The sequence below is a fragment of the Endozoicomonas gorgoniicola genome (genome assembly GCF_025562715.2).
GTDB classification, from domain to species: domain Bacteria; phylum Pseudomonadota; class Gammaproteobacteria; order Pseudomonadales; family Endozoicomonadaceae; genus Endozoicomonas_A; species Endozoicomonas_A gorgoniicola.
Map to the genome: position 1 here is coordinate 3,697,501 of NZ_JAPFCC010000001.1, position 22,122 is coordinate 3,719,622.

Consider the following 22,122-nt stretch of genomic DNA (forward strand, 5'->3'; position numbering starts at 1 on the left):
TCCAGCTTTTTGCCTGATAGTCCGTTTCTCCGTAGAGCCTGAGTCGCTCAGGCTCTGGCATGTTGTTCAGTTTTGCCAGCCCGGTTTTAACGTCGAGAGCTTTCCGCGCTTCATCCAGCAACTCTTTGGCTTTAGGTCGCAAGGCCGTCTTGTGTCCTGCGCCTTTTCCCAGCACGTAGTCGGAGTGAGGGTCATCCTGAACAACCTGCATTAACTCTGGTTGGGCAAAGTGGCTATCCCCACGAACCAGTAAATGGGTTTTCGGCCATCTTGTACGGATCAGCTTAATGAGGCGCTGGAGAATAGCTGCATTCTCTCGGCCTGTGGGTGTTTTTCCAGGACGCAGGATCGAAGTGATCAGCTTGCCGCTGAGCCCCTCAAAGATCATTAAGGGCAAGTAACAGTAGTCTTGATATTTGGCGTTGAACAGGTTCATCTGCTGGCCGCCATGGGTGATAGCAGGCGTATGATCCAGGTCGATAATGATGGCTAATGGCGGGTATTCATAACTGCTGATGAAGTGATCAGCCAGTGCTTTGGTCATATTATAAATATCCCGTTTGGTCATGGACTGACCAAGCCTTGTATACGTTGGAGCGGAAGCCAGATGGTTATCATCGTCCAGTGGGTTTCTTCCATTGGCAAGCTTAAAGATTGGGTCTTTACGCAGATGGTTGCTGTCGTTTGCATCTTCATAACCACAGGCCATTTGCAAAACTCTTTGGGCAATGAGTTCTTGCAGGGTGTGGTCGATGTAGGATTGATGACGTTTATCGTCAATGCCGTCAGTCAGCCTGGATATGATACCGCTGTGAAGCATTGTTTCACGTAGCATCAGGGCGCCAAAATCAGAGGATAATTCTCCGCCATTGAAGTCTGCCCGGATAGTTTTTCCGTTGGAGGGGTGAAAACGAAGCTGTTCTTGTGTAAATTTGTTCATGGCAAGTTCCGGTTTGCTTCTTCCGAAGCATTTTTTTGGTCGACCCAATTATATCAAGTGATTGGGCGGAACTTGCCTCTTTTTATGAAATATCCGGGTTAATTTATCTAATGCACAACAAGCCTGTTCAATTTATTCAAGCTTAGCGGACTAGCCCGCCCGGCGGGCACACAACCCAGAGTAACTCTTAGCTGCCAACCTCAATTCTTCGTCCTACGATAAGGAAGGAGGCATATCCGAGCCAGAGACCGAACGCACACTGGTGCTCTTGCCCGAAGTTTAGCGTGGTCGGGAGGCTGGCGACCGCATCACTGATGACGCCTGGCGATCTCGTTCAGAAGACTGCATATGATCGACAGCCCCATACCCGGATATGCCTTCGTTCAGTAGTGTAGGAACGCAGTCATGAAACACAACCCAAATCCGGCTAAAGTTCAAAAGCGGATATCTGGCCATCTAAAAACCGTGAACCTCTATGCTGCAGGCATTGATATTGGTTCAGAGTTCCACTTTGTTGCTGTCCCTAAAGAGCTCGATGAACAGTCGGTTCGGTCTTTTGCCTGCTTTACCTCTGATCTCGAAATGATGACTCAATGGCTCGTGAAAATCGGAATTACGACCGTGGTCATGGAGTCTACCGGAATCTATTGGATTCCCGCTTTCGAAATGCTTGAAGAGCACGGCCTTGACGTCAAACTGGTGAATGCTCGTCATGTTAAAAACGTCCCTGGTCGTAAAAGTGATGTGCAGGACTGTCAGTGGTTACAACAACTGCATACTCATGGCCTGCTTGAGGGAGCTTTTCGCCCTGAAGATCAGGTGTGTGCCTTGCGTGCCTATATGCGTCAGCGTGAAACCCTGATCCGTTACCGGGCGTCGCACATACAGCACATGCAGAAAGCTTTACGGCAAATGAACCTGTTGTTGGACAATGTCGTTGCGGATATCACTGGCAAAACGGGGATGGGTATCATTCTCTCCATTCTCGCGGGAGAGCGTGACCCAGAGGTACTGGCCAAACACCGGGACTCTCATTGTAAAAAATCAGAGAAAGTCATTGCTAAGTCACTGCATGGGCATTACCGGGTGGAACACCTATTTGCCTTAAAGCAGTCTGTTGAGCTTTATGATTTTTACGAAAAGCAAATTGAAGCTTGTGACAAGGCATTGGAAGACCAGTTGAACCAGTTTGATGATAAGTCCGAGAGTATCTCTCTGCCTGCAAAACGCAAATCAGCCAGCGCCCCTGCTTTTGATGTAAGAACTCACCTTTACCGGGTGACAGGGGTAGATCTGACATCGATTGAGGGAATAGAGGAAAATACCGCCCTGAAGGTAGTTTCTGAAATTGGTACAGACATGAGTCGCTGGCCGACAGTGAAGCACTTTTGTTCCTGGCTGGGACTGAGCCCGGGAAACAAGATATCAGGAGGCAAAGTGTTGAGCAGCAAGACCAAAAGAATCCCTAACCGGGCCGCTTCTGCTCTGCGTATGGCTGCACTGACTCTGGTGAGTTCGAAAAGTGCGCTGGGAGCCTATTATCGTCGAATGAGAAGTAAGCTGGGGGCACCAAAAGCGATTACAGCGACTGCACATAAACTTGCCCGGCTGATTTACAGCATGCTGAAAAACGGCTCAGAGTACGTAGATAGAGGTCAGGATTACTACGAGGAGCAATACCGTGACCGAGTCATTAAAAACATGAGAAAGCGCGCTGAAGACATGGGTTACAAACTGGTCGAAATTGAAACAGCCTCACCATCTTGACTCTATGCAAATAACTAGTCCCGAAGGAGTTACTCAGAAGTTCCGGTTTGCTTCTTCCGAAGCATTTTTTTGGTCGACCCAATTATATCAAGTGATTGGGCGGAACTTGCCTCTTTTTATGAAATATCCGGGTTAATTTATCTAATGCACAACAAGCCTGTTCAATTTATTCAAGCTTAGCGGACTAGCCCGCCCGGCGGGCACACAACCCAGAGTAACTCTTAGCTGCCAACCTCAATTCTTCGTCCTACGATAAGGAAGGAGGCATATCCGAGCCAGAGACCGAACGCACACTGGTGCTCTTGCCCGAAGTTTAGCGTGGTCGGGAGGCTGGCGACCGCATCACTGATGACGCCTGGCGATCTCGTTCAGAAGACTGCATATGATCGACAGCCCCATACCCGGATATGCCTTCGTTCAGTAGTGTAGGAACGCAGTCATGAAACACAACCCAAATCCGGCTAAAGTTCAAAAGCGGATATCTGGCCATCTAAAAACCGTGAACCTCTATGCTGCAGGCATTGATATTGGTTCAGAGTTCCACTTTGTTGCTGTCCCTAAAGAGCTCGATGAACAGTCGGTTCGGTCTTTTGCCTGCTTTACCTCTGATCTCGAAATGATGACTCAATGGCTCGTGAAAATCGGAATTACGACCGTGGTCATGGAGTCTACCGGAATCTATTGGATTCCCGCTTTCGAAATGCTTGAAGAGCACGGCCTTGACGTCAAACTGGTGAATGCTCGTCATGTTAAAAACGTCCCTGGTCGTAAAAGTGATGTGCAGGACTGTCAGTGGTTACAACAACTGCATACTCATGGCCTGCTTGAGGGAGCTTTTCGCCCTGAAGATCAGGTGTGTGCCTTGCGTGCCTATATGCGTCAGCGTGAAACCCTGATCCGTTACCGGGCGTCGCACATACAGCACATGCAGAAAGCTTTACGGCAAATGAACCTGTTGTTGGACAATGTCGTTGCGGATATCACTGGCAAAACGGGGATGGGTATCATTCTCTCCATTCTCGCGGGAGAGCGTGACCCAGAGGTACTGGCCAAACACCGGGACTCTCATTGTAAAAAATCAGAGAAAGTCATTGCTAAGTCACTGCATGGGCATTACCGGGTGGAACACCTATTTGCCTTAAAGCAGTCTGTTGAGCTTTATGATTTTTACGAAAAGCAAATTGAAGCTTGTGACAAGGCATTGGAAGACCAGTTGAACCAGTTTGATGATAAGTCCGAGAGTATCTCTCTGCCTGCAAAACGCAAATCAGCCAGCGCCCCTGCTTTTGATGTAAGAACTCACCTTTACCGGGTGACAGGGGTAGATCTGACATCGATTGAGGGAATAGAGGAAAATACCGCCCTGAAGGTAGTTTCTGAAATTGGTACAGACATGAGTCGCTGGCCGACAGTGAAGCACTTTTGTTCCTGGCTGGGACTGAGCCCGGGAAACAAGATATCAGGAGGCAAAGTGTTGAGCAGCAAGACCAAAAGAATCCCTAACCGGGCCGCTTCTGCTCTGCGTATGGCTGCACTGACTCTGGTGAGTTCGAAAAGTGCGCTGGGAGCCTATTATCGTCGAATGAGAAGTAAGCTGGGGGCACCAAAAGCGATTACAGCGACTGCACATAAACTTGCCCGGCTGATTTACAGCATGCTGAAAAACGGCTCAGAGTACGTAGATAGAGGTCAGGATTACTACGAGGAGCAATACCGTGACCGAGTCATTAAAAACATGAGAAAGCGCGCTGAAGACATGGGTTACAAACTGGTCGAAATTGAAACAGCCTCACCATCTTGACTCTATGCAAATAACTAGTCCCGAAGGAGTTACTCAGAAGAAAGTTAATTGAGCTCCGGCATAGCCGGCGGCTTACCTGTGTTAATTATTCCGCAGTTTCGAATTCGTGGCTGCAGGAACCGATATGAGCAAAAATTAGAACTGAAATTGCCAGATTAAAACGAACGTTTGGATAGTTTATTGGCAAAAGCGGCATAATTGAATTCAAAACAAATGACTTAACGGGTTCAGACAGGTATGAGTTGTGAGCCCGACGGGGTTGGCTACGCCGACGCTAAATATTTTAACCGTCATTCACCACCCTATTCAGGAATAAATTTCTTGGTACGTTGAGCCCAAAATAAAAATGATCGTCGATTGCCTCTCCGATATTCCAACCATGTGTTTCTCCGTCCCGTTAACCGACAGCACATGAATCCCATCAAAGCACAGGAAAACCCATCTGCCCGTTGGGTTCTGGGCTGGTTTCTTCTTCATGTCCGGGAACGTTCGGCTCTGCCTTTTCAGTTCATAGCGGATTCGATGCTGAATTGCAGCATAGACCATAAGGCAGAGTGTCATCACCATTAACAGGGCCTCAATACGCTCAGGTTTTTTGAGATACAGTGAAGACACCAGAAAATCAGGGCTCTTCAGGAAGCGAAAACCTCTCTCAACCTGCTGCTGGGATTTATACGTCCTCAGTAGTTCGCCAGCGTCAAGCCGGGCTGTATCTGTATCGTTGGTTGCCAGAACAAAACAACCCAACGATGCTTCTGCATCACGACGAGTCTGTACAGCAACCGCGCAGGAGCCTGTCACATAATATTCATAGTGGTCGGGAACTGTCCCATCAGCAGGACGGCCTTTGGTTTTATAGCAGGGACTCTCGATGATCTCAGGTTCAGCCTGGCAGTATACGGACTGTTTTTGCCATAGCTTGAAAGCTTCCATGGCATCCGATTCGCAACAGAATGGCTTCTTGCCCAATTTCTCAAGTTCCTTGAATTCCTTCAGGGACTTTTTCTGCATACGCCTTGTCAGTGTCTTCTGTTCTGTTTTCTGGCTTTGATTATTTCGAAACAGTACCCAACGTTGTACGACACCTGCATAGTCAGACAGAGTTTCTACAGATTCGTAATGCTCAAACCCTTCAACCTCAACCATTGAGCGCAATGGCGCACTTTGAACCAGTTCTTTGGCTGCACCAATGTTGAGAGGAACTCTGGAGATAAACAACTGATCCTGCTGACTCAGTTCCTGAACGGTTTCAGCCACATACAATGCGGCATCACCGATGAAGTAACGGGCATTAAGTGCCGCTTTGAAGCTCTTTATATGCTCAGAAACCACTTGTTTGAAACTGGTCTTGTCCGTCACATTACCGCTGGCTGCTTTCATAAACATCGGAATGCCTGCCCGGTTTTCGGTCAGCAGGAGCAATATGGCCTGGTTCAGATCAGGACGATGATCTCGGCTGTAGCCCTTGCAAAGCCTGATGCAATTGAGGTCTTCGTCACTGACTTCCTCCTCGCTGTTATAACGGCCATCGACGTGAAATCCTGTGCCATCAAGGTTGAGTGCATCACATGGCAATTTGAGATGCGTAGCCACCTTGATAGCCAGCTCAAAATAGACTTTACTGACACCCAGTTCAAACAGTTCATCCAGTGTTCTTCCAAGAACTTTGTCGTTTATGTGCTCGGGCTCAATCCCCTCTCTGATCAGTTTATCGAGGGGTTTATTGGAGAAGAACTGAGGGAACATGTGGAGAGACTGCCCCGTAAAGCCGAGGCCATTGATAATCATCGCGACAACGGCCTCACCGTGGGAGATGTTCCATTCGTCAGATACTTTGGGCGCGCGCCTGTCGATATGGTCGGCAATGCCCAGCTCTTTGCACATTCCAGCCACTAGACCGAGATGATCCATGACCTGAGAGCGGTATTGAATAGGAGGCATAACAAGGCTTCTTGATATTTGCTTATCTGATAATAGATAGCAGGTATTAGGAAAATGTCATGCTGGGTGGTGAATGTCGGTTTTAACGAACGTTTGTTTTAAGTCCGCTTCTGAGTAACTCCTTCGGGACTAGTTATTTGCATAGAGTCAAGATGGTGAGGCTGTTTCAATTTCGACCAGTTTGTAACCCATGTCTTCAGCGCGCTTTCTCATGTTTTTAATGACTCGGTCACGGTATTGCTCCTCGTAGTAATCCTGACCTCTATCTACGTACTCTGAGCCGTTTTTCAGCATGCTGTAAATCAGCCGGGCAAGTTTATGTGCAGTCGCTGTAATCGCTTTTGGTGCCCCCAGCTTACTTCTCATTCGACGATAATAGGCTCCCAGCGCACTTTTCGAACTCACCAGAGTCAGTGCAGCCATACGCAGAGCAGAAGCGGCCCGGTTAGGGATTCTTTTGGTCTTGCTGCTCAACACTTTGCCTCCTGATATCTTGTTTCCCGGGCTCAGTCCCAGCCAGGAACAAAAGTGCTTCACTGTCGGCCAGCGACTCATGTCTGTACCAATTTCAGAAACTACCTTCAGGGCGGTATTTTCCTCTATTCCCTCAATCGATGTCAGATCTACCCCTGTCACCCGGTAAAGGTGAGTTCTTACATCAAAAGCAGGGGCGCTGGCTGATTTGCGTTTTGCAGGCAGAGAGATACTCTCGGACTTATCATCAAACTGGTTCAACTGGTCTTCCAATGCCTTGTCACAAGCTTCAATTTGCTTTTCGTAAAAATCATAAAGCTCAACAGACTGCTTTAAGGCAAATAGGTGTTCCACCCGGTAATGCCCATGCAGTGACTTAGCAATGACTTTCTCTGATTTTTTACAATGAGAGTCCCGGTGTTTGGCCAGTACCTCTGGGTCACGCTCTCCCGCGAGAATGGAGAGAATGATACCCATCCCCGTTTTGCCAGTGATATCCGCAACGACATTGTCCAACAACAGGTTCATTTGCCGTAAAGCTTTCTGCATGTGCTGTATGTGCGACGCCCGGTAACGGATCAGGGTTTCACGCTGACGCATATAGGCACGCAAGGCACACACCTGATCTTCAGGGCGAAAAGCTCCCTCAAGCAGGCCATGAGTATGCAGTTGTTGTAACCACTGACAGTCCTGCACATCACTTTTACGACCAGGGACGTTTTTAACATGACGAGCATTCACCAGTTTGACGTCAAGGCCGTGCTCTTCAAGCATTTCGAAAGCGGGAATCCAATAGATTCCGGTAGACTCCATGACCACGGTCGTAATTCCGATTTTCACGAGCCATTGAGTCATCATTTCGAGATCAGAGGTAAAGCAGGCAAAAGACCGAACCGACTGTTCATCGAGCTCTTTAGGGACAGCAACAAAGTGGAACTCTGAACCAATATCAATGCCTGCAGCATAGAGGTTCACGGTTTTTAGATGGCCAGATATCCGCTTTTGAACTTTAGCCGGATTTGGGTTGTGTTTCATGACTGCGTTCCTACACTACTGAACGAAGGCATATCCGGGTATGGGGCTGTCGATCATATGCAGTCTTCTGAACGAGATCGCCAGGCGTCATCAGTGATGCGGTCGCCAGCCTCCCGACCACGCTAAACTTCGGGCAAGAGCACCAGTGTGCGTTCGGTCTCTGGCTCGGATATGCCTCCTTCCTTATCGTAGGACGAAGAATTGAGGTTGGCAGCTAAGAGTTACTCTGGGTTGTGTGCCCGCCGGGCGGGCTAGTCCGCTAAACCTGAGTTAAATTTACTCGTAACAAATTAATCCATGCAGCTGAGCCAACTTCACCTTAGGTATATAGATGATACGGGCATATAAATAACAGAAGGGATGAAACCAATTGGGTAGGTGAACAAAGCTCAAACGACTGAAGTTTTTTACTTACAATAACATTCTCTTATAAAGCAAATAAGGAATACTTATTATTTTTCTGCCGAGGCTACGCCGTAGTATTTCGCACATCAGCACTAGGAGCCTGACCGAGAATAGGATTTATCTGATATAATAGCGTTCAAAACGCAGCCCTGATGAAGCCTGATGTCGCCACCACCAAAATTCAAGGATAGCCCTGTTGAGTTCGACCAGCACCTGCTGTTTCCAACCAACATCTTTGATCTTCTTCCCAAAGATCATGACTGCTACATCTATGAGACCATCTTCCAGAACATTGATACCTCGGAAGTTGAAAAGCAGTACCATCACCTTGGACAGCATGCCTACCCACCCAAGCTGATCGTAGGTATCCTGATCTACGCCTACAGTCATGGTGTATTCAGCTCCCGTGAAATAGAAAAACGGTGTCGGCAGGACTTGGCATTCATGTACATCTCTCAGATGAATTGCCCAAACTTTCGGGTCCTGGGGGACTTCCGCAAAAACAACCTGTCGTTTTTTCATGACTGTTTCAAACAGTCCGTCAAGCTGGCGATGGAGCTGAAACTGGCATCGCTTGGGCATATCAGCCTGGATGGTTCGAAATTCAAAGCCAACAGTTCAAAGCATAAGGCCATGAGCTACGGCCGGCTTAAAGCCAAAGAGGCAGAACTCAGCGCTGAGGTTGATGAACTGATCAAAAAAGCCAGCCAGTGCGATCAGGAAGAAGACGACGCCTACAAAGAAACCAATGGCTACAGTATTCCTGAAGACCTCCAGTTTAAAGAAGAACGGCTGAAGAAAATTAAGGCTGCCAAAAAAGCACTGGAAGAGCGTGAGAAAGCCCTCAATCCGGACGAGCCAATAGACGACAAGAAACAGATTAGCTTTGCAGACCATGATGCCCGGGTGATGAGCAAGAAAGGGTACTGCGAATACAGCTACAATGCCCAAATTAATGTAGATGCGGATCACCAGATCATTGTTGGCCAACACATCAGCCAGCGCGCCAACGACGTACAGGAAGTAGAACCTGCTCTTCAGGCTTTGTCAGAATCTACCGATGGCGCAGCTGTGGATAAATGGAGTATGGACAACGGCTATTTTTCAGGGCCAAATCTGCACACCTTGGATAAACACGGAATAGACGGTTATATCGCTACTGATAAGGAAGAAAAACCGGCTGTCACGAACCTTGAAAATACTGATCGAAAATTTGTCAAAGCGGATTTTACATACAATATTGAAGCTGACGTCTTCATCTGTCCGGCTGGGGAAAAATTGGTTACCAATCCAGCCAGTAAAGCTAAGAGGAAAGGCTACCGGGCAAACAAGGAAGTATGCCGAGAGTGCGCTTACCGCTCCAGATGCAGTGGCTCCAAGAAAAGTGCAGGCAAGGTAATTCGCACAGACAAGTTTGAAACTGCACGACAAGCCATGAATAAAAAAATGGAAACAAGCGAAGCGAAAGCGGTATACGAACGTCGCAAAGTAATAGCGGAACCGCCGTTTGGTCAGATAAAAAACTCTGGATTCAGGAGTTTCAGTCTGCGCGGGAAAGAGAAAGTGGAAGCAGAGTTTTCACTGGTATGCACAGTGCATAATTTCAAAAAAATTGTGAAGAAAGCTTTAACGGGGTCACTCCGTCTTGAGGATTTAAAAAAGGTTGAAAAAGCGGCATAAAGGTAAAGAAAAGCTGTAAATTGGCAAAAATGAGCAAATCAACCTCAAAAAGTGGTTGTTTTTTGCTCATTTTGAATTTTGCGAAACCTTTAGGAGGACTGCCTAAGCTATTCTCGGTCAGGCTCCTAGGAGCCTGACCGAGAATAGACTGCCCATTTGTTATGGGTGCTATTTTTTGATGCTTCTGTAAATCATTTCAGGCCTGATTTGCTAAATTACTTAAAACAAAGATTGTCGAGGTTTTATCATGCACGCCGCTAGCTTGGCTATACCTGTTCTGATTTTATCTGGTCTGCTACTCATTGCCACAAGCTCTGCCATTTTGCTAAAGCGATTGAGATTCCCTTATACGATTGGCCTCGTTGTTATAGGTATGGTTTTGGGCATTGCCGCTCAGTATGCCGACCAGCTGGAATTGGCATTAAAGGTGGATCTTTCTCACGACCTGATAATGTATGTATTGCTACCTATCCTGATTTTTGATGCGGCTATCAACATAAAGCCACCTAGTCTGTTTCGTGAGATGGGCGTCATTCTTAATCTGGCCGTTATCGGCGTTGTCCTTTCTATGCTGGTTGTAGGTGCTCTTCTGAATTGGCTTACTCCATTAAGTCTGGCTTCGGCCATGCTGTTTGGTGCCTTGATTTCCGCAACAGACCCGGTCGCCGTCATAGCCCTTTTCAAAGAAGTGGGCGCACCAGAAAGGCTATCCATGCTAATGGACTCCGAGAGCCTCTTTAACGATGCGTCTGCCATCGTTATTTTCGGCATTGTGCTAGCAGTGGTCCAAAGTGGAAGTGGCGTAAGTGCAGGTGTTTTGCTGGAAGGTATTGGAGCATTCATAAAAGTCTTCTTTGGAGGAATTCTGGTTGGCTCAGCGATGGGAGTAGCTATGCGCTGGCTTATGAAATTAAGCAAAGGTGTACCCTTTGCACAAATAGCCTTCACTACAATTCTCGCCTATGGCAGCTTTATCATCGCAGATCATGTACTCGGAGTATCTGGAGTCATGTCGACGATTGCAGCTGGCATCATTACCCGCTCATCCTCAAGCACCGTACTGTCTGAAGAGGTGCGAGGCTTCTTAAGGCCTTACTGGGAATTATTGTCTTTTATTGTCAACAGTCTGATTTTTCTGCTGCTTGGATTAAAAGAAAATCTACTGTTCCGGAACTTTGACTACCTTCTGACTAATTACCACTTTTTCCTGGTCGCTATCTTTGCTGTTCTGGCGGGACGCCTGGCTGCTGTTTACCTGCTGCTGCCAGCTTCCAACCGGCTAGCATTCTGCCGCTCTGTTGATGGCAAAAGCATGGCTGTTATGTTCTGGGGCGGATTGCGCGGAGTTGTTCCTGTTGCTCTGATGCTTCTTATACCAGACACGCTTCCTGACAAAGAGCTGATTATTGATCTGACTCTTGTGGTGATTCTGTTTTCTCTGCTTATTCAAGGAACGACGGTAAACTGGCTAATGAAAAAACTGAACGTTTGCCAGCAATACCATATTCGCAGGGCAGCTATGAAAAAGCTGGGAGCGTGAAAGTCTCTACCTCTTAACTGAAAGAGCGCTCCCTGCGAACCAGCAGGAAGAGGATGTCAATAACAACTGCATATTCTAAAAATAAAAATTGCCAGTGGATAACGACATTATTCACTGGCAACACGTTTACTTAACTGTATCGTTTGCGTCTTCGTGCAAACCGATACCCTAGTGCAATCAATGTAATCAATGCAGGTACAGCAAGTATATTGATCAGTTTCAGCTGGGTTCCCAGTTTCTCAATATCCTTGCTGAGCTGATGTTGAACATCACGAAGCTGCTTGCGAATTTTTAGCTTCTCCTGCACAAAACGTTCAACTTCAGCCTGCTGTTCAGGACTCAGCACCAGAACATCTTCTCCATCTTTAGTAGCTTGCAACTGTCGCAGTTTGGCATCAGTTTCGGCCAATTGCTGTTTCAGTTCTTCTTCTTTCTGGTAGAAGCTTTCCTCTGCCTGACGCTCCAGCTCACTGACCTTATCAAAAGGACGGGAGAACTGACCACGGCTACGAATACTGATCAGATCGGCATTCCCCATCAGGTTATCCACCATATTGATCAGCAGGTCGCCATTATTGGCGAAAGGCTGCACAATGTCCTGACCAAAAAAGTTGTTCTTCTGAACCCAGAGCCGATCTGTTAACAGGTCAGTATCCGCCACCACAATAACATTAACGGGCTGCATGGACTCTGCAATGTGGGCTGGCAACTCTTTTACTGGTTTTGTTTCGTCCTCGTTTACCTTCGCCTCTGCTGCCAACTCTTCCTCTTCTTCCTCCTCAGCTTTTAAACCGTCTTCGCCGGTTTCTGCTTTTTCAGGCTCTGGCGGTCTTCCATCTGGAAAAGCGGTTTTGACCATTCCGGTTACTCTGACAGCCATCGGGTATTCAGTACCAGTAGCCTTAAAATCTTTGTATAAAGAGGAAGGATCAAACAGCATGGCAAACAGCGATGCATCCATCAGCATGGCATTTTTAGTGGAGTGAAGCAGTACTTCGATATCGGTAGGAGCATCCTCCAGTTGGATCACTGCGCCTGAAGTAGCCACATTGACACTGTTTAGCATGGAAGTGATGACATCATCACTGTTAAAGCTTTGCTCATTAAGCCCAAGAATGCCCAGATGCCGGACAGGTCGACCGGATGGCGAGCCCACGGAGAGTGCCAGTGTTCCATCAGCAAGCACTTTGCTCTTGTCCATCTCAATACCCCAGGCTTTGAACAGGATTGGCAAAGAGGAAGATTTATCCCCGCCCATACCCATCATCATCCCTCCCATCATGCCACCACCGGCCTGATCGGATTCTGCGTTGGGGTCAACAAAAATGAGGGCATGACCGCCACCCACGACGTATTGGTCGATGGCATAACGAGTGCGGTCTGTCAGCTCTTTGGGATGGATAACCACCAGCAGGTTGATGTCTTCAGGGATAACGTCAAAAGCGGTTCCCAGATCATCAACATCATACATCTGCCTGAGCTGGGAAATACTCATCCACGGCCCGGAAGGCTGGCGACTCATCATATCGTAACCACCGTTAACCTGGAGAGTACTCACCAGGCCGATTTTCGGTCGGGATTTCTGTACCACTGAATAAACCAGCTTGCTGATGTCGTACTCAAGAAAGCGTTCTTTATCCGGGTGCAGGAAGCCGATCACTTCACGTTTACTGTCGTCTTCATCATTAGTGATGACCAGTCCCATATAGGCTTCTTTACCGGGACCACCCAGCGGCACAGCCTGAAGGCCATATTCCGCAGCTTTGTCTTCATTTTCTGAGAAAGGCTCAGGGTCAATCACTTCGAGCCGGAGTTTGCCATTGGATGCCAGCACATACTCTTCCAGCAGTTCGGTTACCCGTCTGGCATAGTTGCGCAGGAAAGGCAGCTCCCGGGTCTGGCCTTCTGAATAGAAGAATTGAAGGGTGGCCTTGCCATCCAGTTTGTCCAGCAGGTTTTTTGTACCGTCAGAGAGGGTATATAACCGGTCTTGAGTAAGGTCGACACGTGCGCCTTTAAACAGCTGACTGACGCCAATGGTCAGCAGCAGGGTGACCAGGGCCAGCACCAGTAAGCCGGCCTTTGAAAACAGTCGTTTTGTCAGGGTCGGTGACATGGACAGCTCCTTAGTCTGCTTTTTTCATATCAATGGTAATGGCTGTTGCAATCAGCCATGCCAACATCATAACGACAAAATACAACACGTCGCGCAAATCCAGAACGCCTTTGCTGATTGCATCAAAATGTGTCAGGAAGCTCAGTGCAGCAATGCCATCCACCAGCCATTGGGGAGCCCAGCCCCTGAAAGCATCAAGGACAAGAGGAAACCCGGCCAGTACAAACAGAAAGCAGACGACAACTGTCATAATAAAAGCGATCACCTGGTTATGGGTCATCGCTGACAGACAGGAACCTATCGCCAGAAATGTACCAGCCATCAGCCAGCTACCAATGTAACCGGCCAGTATCACGCCATTATCAGGCTGCCCAAGGTAGTTCACCGTTAGCCAGATCGGAAAGGTAAGCAGCAGGGCGATGCCACTGAATACCCAGGCTGCAAGAAACTTGCCCAGCACCGCCTGTTTAAGGCTGATGGGCAAAGTCAGCAACAGCTCCAGCGTGCCGGTTTTACGTTCTTCAGCCCACAATCTCATGCTGATGGCTGGTATCAGGAACAGGTAAAGCCAGGGATGAAAGTTAAAAAATGCACTAAGGTCAGCCTGACGCATTTCATAAAAACGTCCCAGATAAAAGGTAAAGGCTCCGGTGAGCATTAGAAAGATGACAATGAACACATAAGCCAGAGGGGTCGCAAAGTAACTCCCCAACTCGCGTTTGAAGATTATGCCGGTGCCTTTCATTCCACCACCTCCGCACTGTCGCCTGTGGTTGTCAGCTCCCTGAACACATCATCCAGACGCCCACTTTCAACATAGAGTTCCTTAACCTCCCAGCCTTTGCTGGTTATCAGGTCGGTCAACGCCTTGAAGACTGAACGGTCATCCGCAGGAATCAGGGTGTAACGACCGGGCATGGAGTCGGATGTTTCTACTGCCTTAACTCCGGGAAGCCCTTGCATAGCCGGCAGAAGACTGTCATCCGTATGCAGCTCAACTGTGACAGCCCGGTGATAGCGGGAACGGGCTTCCAGCTCTGCCGGTGTCGCGTCAGCCAGAACCCGGCCATTGGCAATAATCATTGCCCGGGTACAGACGGCAGTCACTTCTTCCAGAATATGTGTAGAAATGATGACAATTTTTTCCTTCGACAGACTGCGGATTAATTCCCTTACCTGATGCTTTTGGTTTGGATCCAAACCATCCGTTGGTTCATCAAGAATCAACACCTGTGGGTCGTGGATAATCGCCTGGGCTATGCCCACCCGGCGCTTGAAGCCTTTTGACAGGTTATCCACCGGCCGATGCAGGACAGATTGCAGGGCCAGTTGCCTGACGACCTTGCTAACCCGACTTCTGAGGTCATCGCCGGAAAATCCCCGTACCTCTGCAATAAAGGCCAGATACTGGCTGACAGTCATGTCGCCATAGGCGGGTGCACCTTCTGGCAGGTAGCCAATAATGCGCTTGGCCTGCAAAGGGGCCTGCTCAATATCGTGGCCGAAAACAGACACAGTGCCTGCTGATGGTTTAATAAATCCTGTCAGCATTTTCATGGTTGTGGATTTACCGGCACCGTTAGGCCCCAGAAAGCCAAGCACTTCTCCCTGACCTACGGAAAAAGTAATGCCATCAACCGCACAAAAATCGCCAAAGGACTTTTTCAGGTTGTCGATCTTGATCATCGTCGCCCCATCCAGTCTCCAGTTGCTTTGTTAAAACTCTTTAACGCTCCTGCGAATGCAACCTGTCACCAGTATCTGCACATAAAAATACAATTGCCCAGTATCGTTGGACAATCGTATTGAGCTTCACGGAAGTGACTTTTATGATCCTGCTGTGATCCTGCATTTGTGGTTATACATTCGAAATTCAACAGGCTGCTGCTCCGGAATAAGCAATTCCCAAAATTAAGCAGCCTGTTATTATTCTTATTATTTACCGTCAAGGAATATAGAAGCTCCCTGATTAATTTCAAATATTGAGAAGTGCCAGCCTCCATCTACCTGGCCTATTTAGCAGTGACCTGGTTAGCAACGACCTGGTTAACAACTACCTGGTTAACTACTACTTGGCACTTATATCCAATGTTTTACCGGAATCGCCCAGCACTTTCAAAAACGAACGATGAAATGCCTTGATATCCTGTCGAAACGCCCGCATTTCATTGTCTGTGGCGGGCAGAGGCGGCATCAAACCATTTAAAATCACTGCGAATACCAGCGGCCTGCCATTGTCTGGAAAAACGTATCCGGCCATGCTGCGGACACCGCTCATATAGCCTGTTTTAAACCATTGTTCCTTACGCTTGCGCTGATTCAGCCACGGACTCTCCTCGCCCCACTGCTTCCAGCCCAGCATCAGAATATCCACCAGCGTCGCAGCACTGATAAAATTGTATCGGGACAGACCTGAACCATCGACAAGCCGGCTGCTCCCAAAGCCCACACCTTTATTACCCAGCAGTGTCCGTGCCGACTCAATTCCCGTCTCATAAGAACCGGCCTTACCGGATGTCTGACGCCCAACGGTTTTCAGAATGCTGTCCGAGTACAGATTATCGGAATCTTCCAGAACCGGACGTAACAGTTCTGGCAGGGGTTGAGAATGATGTTCCGCAAGGGTGTAGGGCATGTTCAGTTCAGGCCGTCCGGCAATAATCCGCCCTTTGAGAGTGATGCCGTGCTGTTCCAGCAACCCATACATGAAGCGTTCAACGGCACGCTCGACATTGCTGACCGAGAAAGCCATTCGCAAGGGTCTGGATTCAGGTGCAATACACCCCTGCAATTCATACTCATAATCTGCTGACGGGCGAACCTTCTGGGTACAGCGTTCTTCATCCGGTGATTTCTGAGTCACGACCCGATTATCCACTTCTAGATTCCATTCGGGTCTGTCGTATTCCATGATCGCCGGATCACCTTCCTTCTTACCCGGTCTTAACCAACCATAGAAACAGTTACGGTCAAGAATCATTGCCGCTGCCGGAGCCGCAAAACAGATATTCAAATCATCCCAGCTCACACCACCTGCACGATCATACCCTGAATACACTGCACCATCGAGCCAGAGGTCTCCGGCAATGGTGTCAATCTTTTTCTCTTTCAGCTGAACCACTAAATCATTCAGGTGTTCCCGTTTAAGCGATGGGTCGCCACTGAACGACAACATGACCGCACCGTTCACCACCCCTTTTCTGGTGGCTTTGTTTTCTGATATAACGTGTGTGCTATAACGGAACCCCTGTCCTAAAGCATCATAAGCCAGGGTTGCGGTGAGTAGTTTTAAGGTGCTGGCAGGAATCAGGTTAAGATGAGCCCCCTGCTCAAAAAGAACGTTGCCTTTTATCGGGTCCCTGACCTGTATTGAATAAACGCTGCCCTCGGGTAATTCGGACACCAGATTTTCAAGTCTGGTAACCACTGCATCTGCGGCCACCGTTGTATAGGCACATAATAAACCGAGAAAAGTTAAAAGCCTGATCATACGTCTCACCTGTCACCTCCAATCCCTGATACGTCTCAATCACAAAGCACTGCAAACCAAAATGACTACAGAGCTTGGGGTGCTGCATTTTCATACTAAAAAGTACAAGTGTTCCATTTGATGCACCCACAATGATTACTTTATCGGTATCTACTGCAAAAGTCGGTAGTTTTTTTCGGCGAGCCGTAACATCTATCGTTAAAAAGCATTATCCTATTCACACATGATATTGGACGAGTCGACTGGTAACTCGTGCAACGCCTGCAATGTGGACGTTTTTCCCACAAAGGTGTTCGTCATTATTTGGAATCATAGAAAGGTAAGTGGCAGGCTTTAGTGAAAAAACTCAAATTATCAACCAATCAACTTATTGCAAAACAGCCAGTCAAGGAGCTCGGCTTTAAATCAACCGACGAGTTAGAGAACTATGTTGGCATTCTGGGACAAGAGCGTGCTACCAGCGCTATCCAGTTCGGGGTTGCCATGCATCGAACCGGCTATAACATTTATGTTATGGGCGAATCAGGTACAGGACGAATGTCCTATTTGCGTAAATACCTGGAAACTGAAGCCAAGCGTCAGAGTCCACCCGACGACTGGGCTTACATTAATAATTTTGATAACACCCGCGAACCCAAAGCCCTGCAACTACCGGCAGGTCATGGCAACAAACTGCAAAAAGATTTTGACGAGTTCGTCGACAGCCTTCTGCTGACATTCCCGGCAGCCTTTGAGAACCCTACCTATCAGCAGCGGAAAAGTCTGATCGAGAGAGAGTTTAACAGACGCTACGACCAGACTATCGATGTAATTGAGCAGGAAGCTCTGAAACTTGATATTGCCCTCTACAGAGAACAGGGCTCCCTCAGTTTTACCCCGATGCAGAAAGGCAAAGCCATGGACGAAACAGAATTCGCCCAGCTGCCGGATAAAAAGCGCACCAAATTTAACAACGACATCGGTGAGCTGGAAACCATGCTCAATGAGTCATTGGTCGAGTTACCACAATGGAAGCGGGAGTCGAACGAAAAACTGCAGAAGCTGAACCAGAACACCATTGACCAGGCGCTGGAACCGCTGTTGAAACCACTGCGCAAAGAGTACAACAACCAGAAAAACGTTCTGGAATACTTTGAGGCCGTGAAACAGCATCTTCACCGTTCCATTATTGACCTGCTGGCAGACGACAGGGCAATGGAATCCAAAGAAGACTCTACCAAACGGGCGGCGCTGATCGAGCTGTATGCTCCAAACCTTGTGGTGGCACAGGAAGAAAACGGTGCAGCCCCGGTTATTTACGAATCGCACCCAAGCTATAAAAACCTGTTTGGTCGCATTGAATACGCCAGCGAAATGGGCGCTCTGGTCACCAACTACCGTCAGATTTGCCCGGGGTCACTGCATCAGGCTAATGGCGGCTACCTGTTGCTGGATGCCAACAAACTGCTGGAAGAACCTTTTGTCTGGGAAGCCCTGAAACGGGCGCTCAAAGAACAACAGCTGAAAATCGAGTCACCCTATGCCGAACTGGGAATGCTGAATACCATTACCCTGAATCCGGAAGTCATCCCCCTGAATGTTAAAATCATTCTGGTCGGCTCAAGGGACATTTATTATGTTCTGCAGCAGCTCGACCCTGATTTCCATGAAATGTTCAGGGTTCTGGTCGACTTCGACGACCGTATTGTCCGCGATCAGGACTCTGTTCAGGCGTTCTCCCAGCTGTTAAAAAACCGCGCCGACGATGAAGGTTATCCCCCCCTGACTGCTTCCGCAGTGTCTCGCATGGTTGAACAGAGTTCCCGTATGGCTGAGCATCAGCGCGAGATGTCAGCCAAAATCGGTGACCTGTTTGACCTGCTGGCAGAATCCGATTTTATTCGTCGTATGGGACGGGGTCGCAAAATCAATCACGAACACGTTGATCGTGCTATTGCTGCCAAGGCTGAACGTACCGGCAGGGTCAGCAAGCAGATTCTGGACGAAATGCTGGAAGGCAGTATTCTGATCGATTCAGAAGGGGAGAAAGTCGGAAAGATCAACGGTCTTACCGTACTCTCCATTGGCGACACCAGCTTTGGCTCGCCGGCTCGAATCACGGCTGCCGTTTACCCGGGCTCTCAGGGTGTCGTAGACATTGAACGGGAAGTTCAGTTGGGTCAGGCCATTCACTCCAAGGGGGTTATGATTATCTCTGGCTACCTGGGTAACAAGTACGCACAGAAATTCCCTCTGGCCATTTCTGCCAGTCTGGCGATGGAGCAATCTTATGGTTATATCGATGGCGACAGCGCTTCGCTGGCAGAGCTGTGCTGTCTGATTTCCGCTCTGACTGACACGCCCATTAAACAGAGCTTTGCCGTGACCGGCTCCATGAACCAGTACGGCGAGGTACAGGCTATTGGTGGCGCGAACGAGAAGATTGAAGGTTTCTTTGATCTCTGTGCTGCCCGCGGACTGACAGGTGACCAGGGGGTTATCATCCCGGCAGCCAACGTCCGTAACCTGATGCTGCATCAAAAAGTGGTCGATGCTGTGCGGGCAAAACAATTCAGTGTTTATGCCGTCAACCATGCTGAAGAAGCCCTGGAGCTACTGACCGGCTGCAAGCCAGGAAGCCTGAATAGCAAAGGTGAATACACCAAAGGGTCTTTGAATTTCAAAGTGGTAAACCGTCTGAAAGAAATTTCAGAACTTTCTAAAGAAGGTAACTGACGAATTTCTGCGGTACTTAACGACTTGTGAAAGAGACGTTAAGTACCTCTTTGCATCGATTTAGTGAGTGCAAAATTTATCACCACGGACCGGATTTAAAAAAACACTCCACTCATCCATTTATTGCCTAAGATACCTATCTAGTCATTCAGTCAGCGTCAGCTCTCAATGAATTCTGACTGCTGTAAAACCAACTTAAAAAATTGAAATGAATGGATAAGGAAACTATGAATTCAGCGTATTATAAATTACTTAGGGCATATTTATTCTTCTTACTCGCGCTACCTGTAATAACCCTCGCTCACACCTCAGAGGTGTCTCTGTGCATTTCAGATGACAGCAGTAAAGTACACCTCATTACAGATTCTTATGAAATTGCGAAGTGGCCGTCGATTTTTGATTTTCAGGGTGATTTGAAACTAGCCACCAAAATGCCTGAAAGTGAGCGTCATGAATTGCTTCTGAAACTTCCCGACACGATGCCTTCCAATATTAAAGAGTGCTGGAACATTAACGCGGCAGCCCTTACTGACCATTACCCCAGGTTTCAACATCTTATTGCCAACAACACCATTCAACACGGTAATGACTCCAGCATTCGGGTATTTACTCGCGAGCTGAAACATTATGATACCAACCCGGGCAGCCGTCTTGCTATGAGACGAGGATACATTGTGGGGTTTGTCTCACTTGCGCTGATCAATCACCTGCTTCCACAACATGCTTATATTGGCTGGCTGGCTCTGGCGGCTTGTTTTATTTTCCCGGATCATGCAGATCAAGCCTTTGATAAAATTCACAGACTTGCCACTACTCCAGCGATAGATCAGGGACAGCTTAACTGGAACTGGGGGCAAGGAAGATCCCTTAGTGGTTCTGACACGAAACCAGACATAAATTACGGTTCCTCTTCATCAACAGTCTTCCCCGGTCAGAAAGGAGCTAAAGAACAATCAAGTGTTGTCCGTAAAGGGAAGAATGTTTATGGATTTGGTCCGTTGCACTGATGGGTAAAGCCAGACAGGAAAAGACAGGAGCTTTGCCTGCGGCATAGCTCCTGTACTATAGCCCTTTAAGAGTCGTTAATTCTTCCCACGGTTATAGACAACACTGGCAAACAGTAACGTAATCGGAATCGTCATAATCAATCCAATACTCCCGGCCAGACCATGAATCATGGCAAGAGAGATGGCCGGAATATTCATAAACTGAATAACGGGCATCTGGAATCCCCAAACCATCATAATGGTGGTCAGAGAGCTTCCGACAAATGCCAGAATCAGTGTATTGGTCATTGTCCCCATAATGTCACGACCAATATTAATGGTTGCAATCAGTCGTTCACTTTCTGGCTGTTCCGGACTGACTTCCCGCAACTCATGGTAAGAAGAGACCATGGAAATAGCCACATCCATAACAGCCCCAAGGGCAGAGACCATAATGGCAACAAACAAAAGCCAGCGAACCTGAAGCTGGTTGTTACTGCCCAGATAAATCAGGTCTTCACCTTTATCCAGATACAAACCATTCAGCTGTGCCATCTCACCGAAAAACTGTGCTATAACTCCGGCAACAATCACACCGCCCAGGGTTCCCAGCATCGCCACCAGCGATTTGCGGTTATAGCCCGCCACCAACAGAAAGTTGACCACTATTTTTACAGCCATCAGGACAATGGTCAGTAATACAGGGTTCAGCCCGGCAAACAAACCGGGAATTAAAACACCGATCAACAGAGAGCCGGTAAAGTACAGGGAAACAATAGAGTTCAGTCCCTGCATTTTTCCCATAATCAGAATCAGTGCCACCATCAGGCCCAGCATCCAGTACACGGCACCTGCCCGGTCATGGTTGAACGGCCAGTAAATTTTGGCATCACCCCGCTGGCGAATCAGTAATATAAATTCATCCCCCGGCTGAAGATAGACGTTATGCAGACGACTAATGTTGTTCATCACCTCATGTTCTTCACCCGCCTGATCACCTTCAAGAATTTTCACCAGAAGTCGCTGGCGACCTATAACAATGCTGGGAACAGCGAAGTCCGCCCGAACGTCGTCCGTCAGAACTTCAACTACTTCTGCCCGAACCAGCTGCTGGGGATTGTAGGGTTTTGGACGAAAACTGTCGCTTACCAGCGGGGAGTAATAAAGAATGGCGGTTGCCACCAGAAAAACGGTGAAAGGAAAAAGAAGTCGTTTAAGCATGGAAATTACCT

The 22,122-nt window shown here is 48.1% G+C and carries 14 protein-coding genes (1 of these 14 only partly in view); 6 read left to right on the forward strand and 8 right to left on the reverse strand.

The window, feature by feature from the left end; all coding sequences use genetic code 11:
• Positions 1–940, reverse strand: partial view of an IS1380 family transposase gene (locus NX722_RS16890; protein ID WP_262563762.1) — the 5' portion only. The gene continues 461 nt to the left of window position 1, outside the view; the window shows 940 of its 1,401 coding nt (coding positions 1–940); its start codon is at positions 938–940; the stop codon falls past the left edge of the window.
• Between the two features lie 405 nt (positions 941–1,345).
• Between NX722_RS16890 and NX722_RS16895 the strand changes: the two genes are divergently transcribed.
• On the forward strand, positions 1,346–2,707 hold the full coding sequence (locus NX722_RS16895) for an IS110 family RNA-guided transposase (protein ID WP_262563664.1): 1,362 nt from the start codon (positions 1,346–1,348) through the stop codon (positions 2,705–2,707).
• 439 nt (positions 2,708–3,146) lie between these two features.
• Entirely contained in the window at positions 3,147–4,508 is a 1,362-nt protein-coding gene (locus tag NX722_RS16900; RefSeq protein ID WP_262563664.1) for an IS110 family RNA-guided transposase, read from the forward strand.
• A 306-nt stretch (positions 4,509–4,814) separates the two neighbouring features.
• On the opposite strand, the gene NX722_RS16905 is transcribed toward NX722_RS16900, so the two are convergent.
• Both NX722_RS16905 and NX722_RS16910 read right to left on the reverse strand, forming a co-directional pair.
• Positions 4,815–6,449: an IS1634 family transposase gene (locus tag NX722_RS16905; protein ID WP_262563869.1), complete on the reverse strand. Its 1,635-nt coding sequence runs from the start codon at positions 6,447–6,449 to the stop codon at positions 4,815–4,817.
• 147 nt (positions 6,450–6,596) lie between these two features.
• Positions 6,597–7,958, reverse strand: a complete 1,362-nt coding sequence (locus tag NX722_RS16910; protein WP_262563664.1) for an IS110 family RNA-guided transposase — start codon at positions 7,956–7,958, stop codon at positions 6,597–6,599.
• A gap of 567 nt (positions 7,959–8,525) precedes the next feature.
• Here NX722_RS16910 and NX722_RS16915 point away from each other — a divergent pair.
• Positions 8,526–10,043: an IS1182 family transposase gene (locus NX722_RS16915; RefSeq protein ID WP_262563606.1), complete on the forward strand. Its 1,518-nt coding sequence runs from the start codon at positions 8,526–8,528 to the stop codon at positions 10,041–10,043.
• A gap of 247 nt (positions 10,044–10,290) precedes the next feature.
• On the forward strand, positions 10,291–11,583 hold the full coding sequence (locus NX722_RS16920) for a cation:proton antiporter (RefSeq protein ID WP_262564002.1): 1,293 nt from the start codon (positions 10,291–10,293) through the stop codon (positions 11,581–11,583).
• A gap of 130 nt (positions 11,584–11,713) precedes the next feature.
• Here NX722_RS16920 and NX722_RS16925 read toward each other — a convergent pair whose 3' ends face one another.
• The 4 genes from NX722_RS16925 to dacB form a co-directional block, all read right to left on the reverse strand.
• Complete coding sequence (locus tag NX722_RS16925; RefSeq protein WP_262564004.1) at positions 11,714–13,699, reverse strand: GldG family protein; 1,986 nt, start codon at positions 13,697–13,699, stop codon at positions 11,714–11,716.
• A gap of 10 nt (positions 13,700–13,709) precedes the next feature.
• Positions 13,710–14,444, reverse strand: a complete 735-nt coding sequence (locus NX722_RS16930; protein ID WP_262564005.1) for an ABC transporter permease subunit — start codon at positions 14,442–14,444, stop codon at positions 13,710–13,712.
• Complete coding sequence (locus NX722_RS16935) at positions 14,441–15,385, reverse strand: ABC transporter ATP-binding protein (protein WP_262564006.1); 945 nt, start codon at positions 15,383–15,385, stop codon at positions 14,441–14,443. Before NX722_RS16935 ends, NX722_RS16930 begins: the two co-directional genes overlap by 4 nt.
• Before the next feature lie 382 nt (positions 15,386–15,767).
• Entirely contained in the window at positions 15,768–17,189 is a 1,422-nt protein-coding gene (dacB, locus tag NX722_RS16940; RefSeq protein WP_262564007.1) for a D-alanyl-D-alanine carboxypeptidase/D-alanyl-D-alanine endopeptidase, read from the reverse strand.
• Between the two features lie 336 nt (positions 17,190–17,525).
• On the opposite strand from dacB, the gene NX722_RS16945 reads away from it, so the two are divergent.
• The gene (locus NX722_RS16945) at positions 17,526–19,904 is read left to right on the forward strand and encodes a Lon protease family protein (RefSeq protein WP_262564008.1); all 2,379 of its coding nucleotides are present in this window, start codon (positions 17,526–17,528) and stop codon (positions 19,902–19,904) included.
• Between the two features lie 212 nt (positions 19,905–20,116).
• Positions 20,117–20,911, forward strand: a complete 795-nt coding sequence (locus tag NX722_RS16950; protein ID WP_262564009.1) for a hypothetical protein — start codon at positions 20,117–20,119, stop codon at positions 20,909–20,911.
• Positions 20,912–20,986: 75 nt separating this feature from the next.
• Here NX722_RS16950 and NX722_RS16955 read toward each other — a convergent pair whose 3' ends face one another.
• Complete coding sequence (locus NX722_RS16955) at positions 20,987–22,111, reverse strand: YibE/F family protein (protein ID WP_262564010.1); 1,125 nt, start codon at positions 22,109–22,111, stop codon at positions 20,987–20,989.
• Positions 22,112–22,122 lie beyond the last annotated feature (11 nt).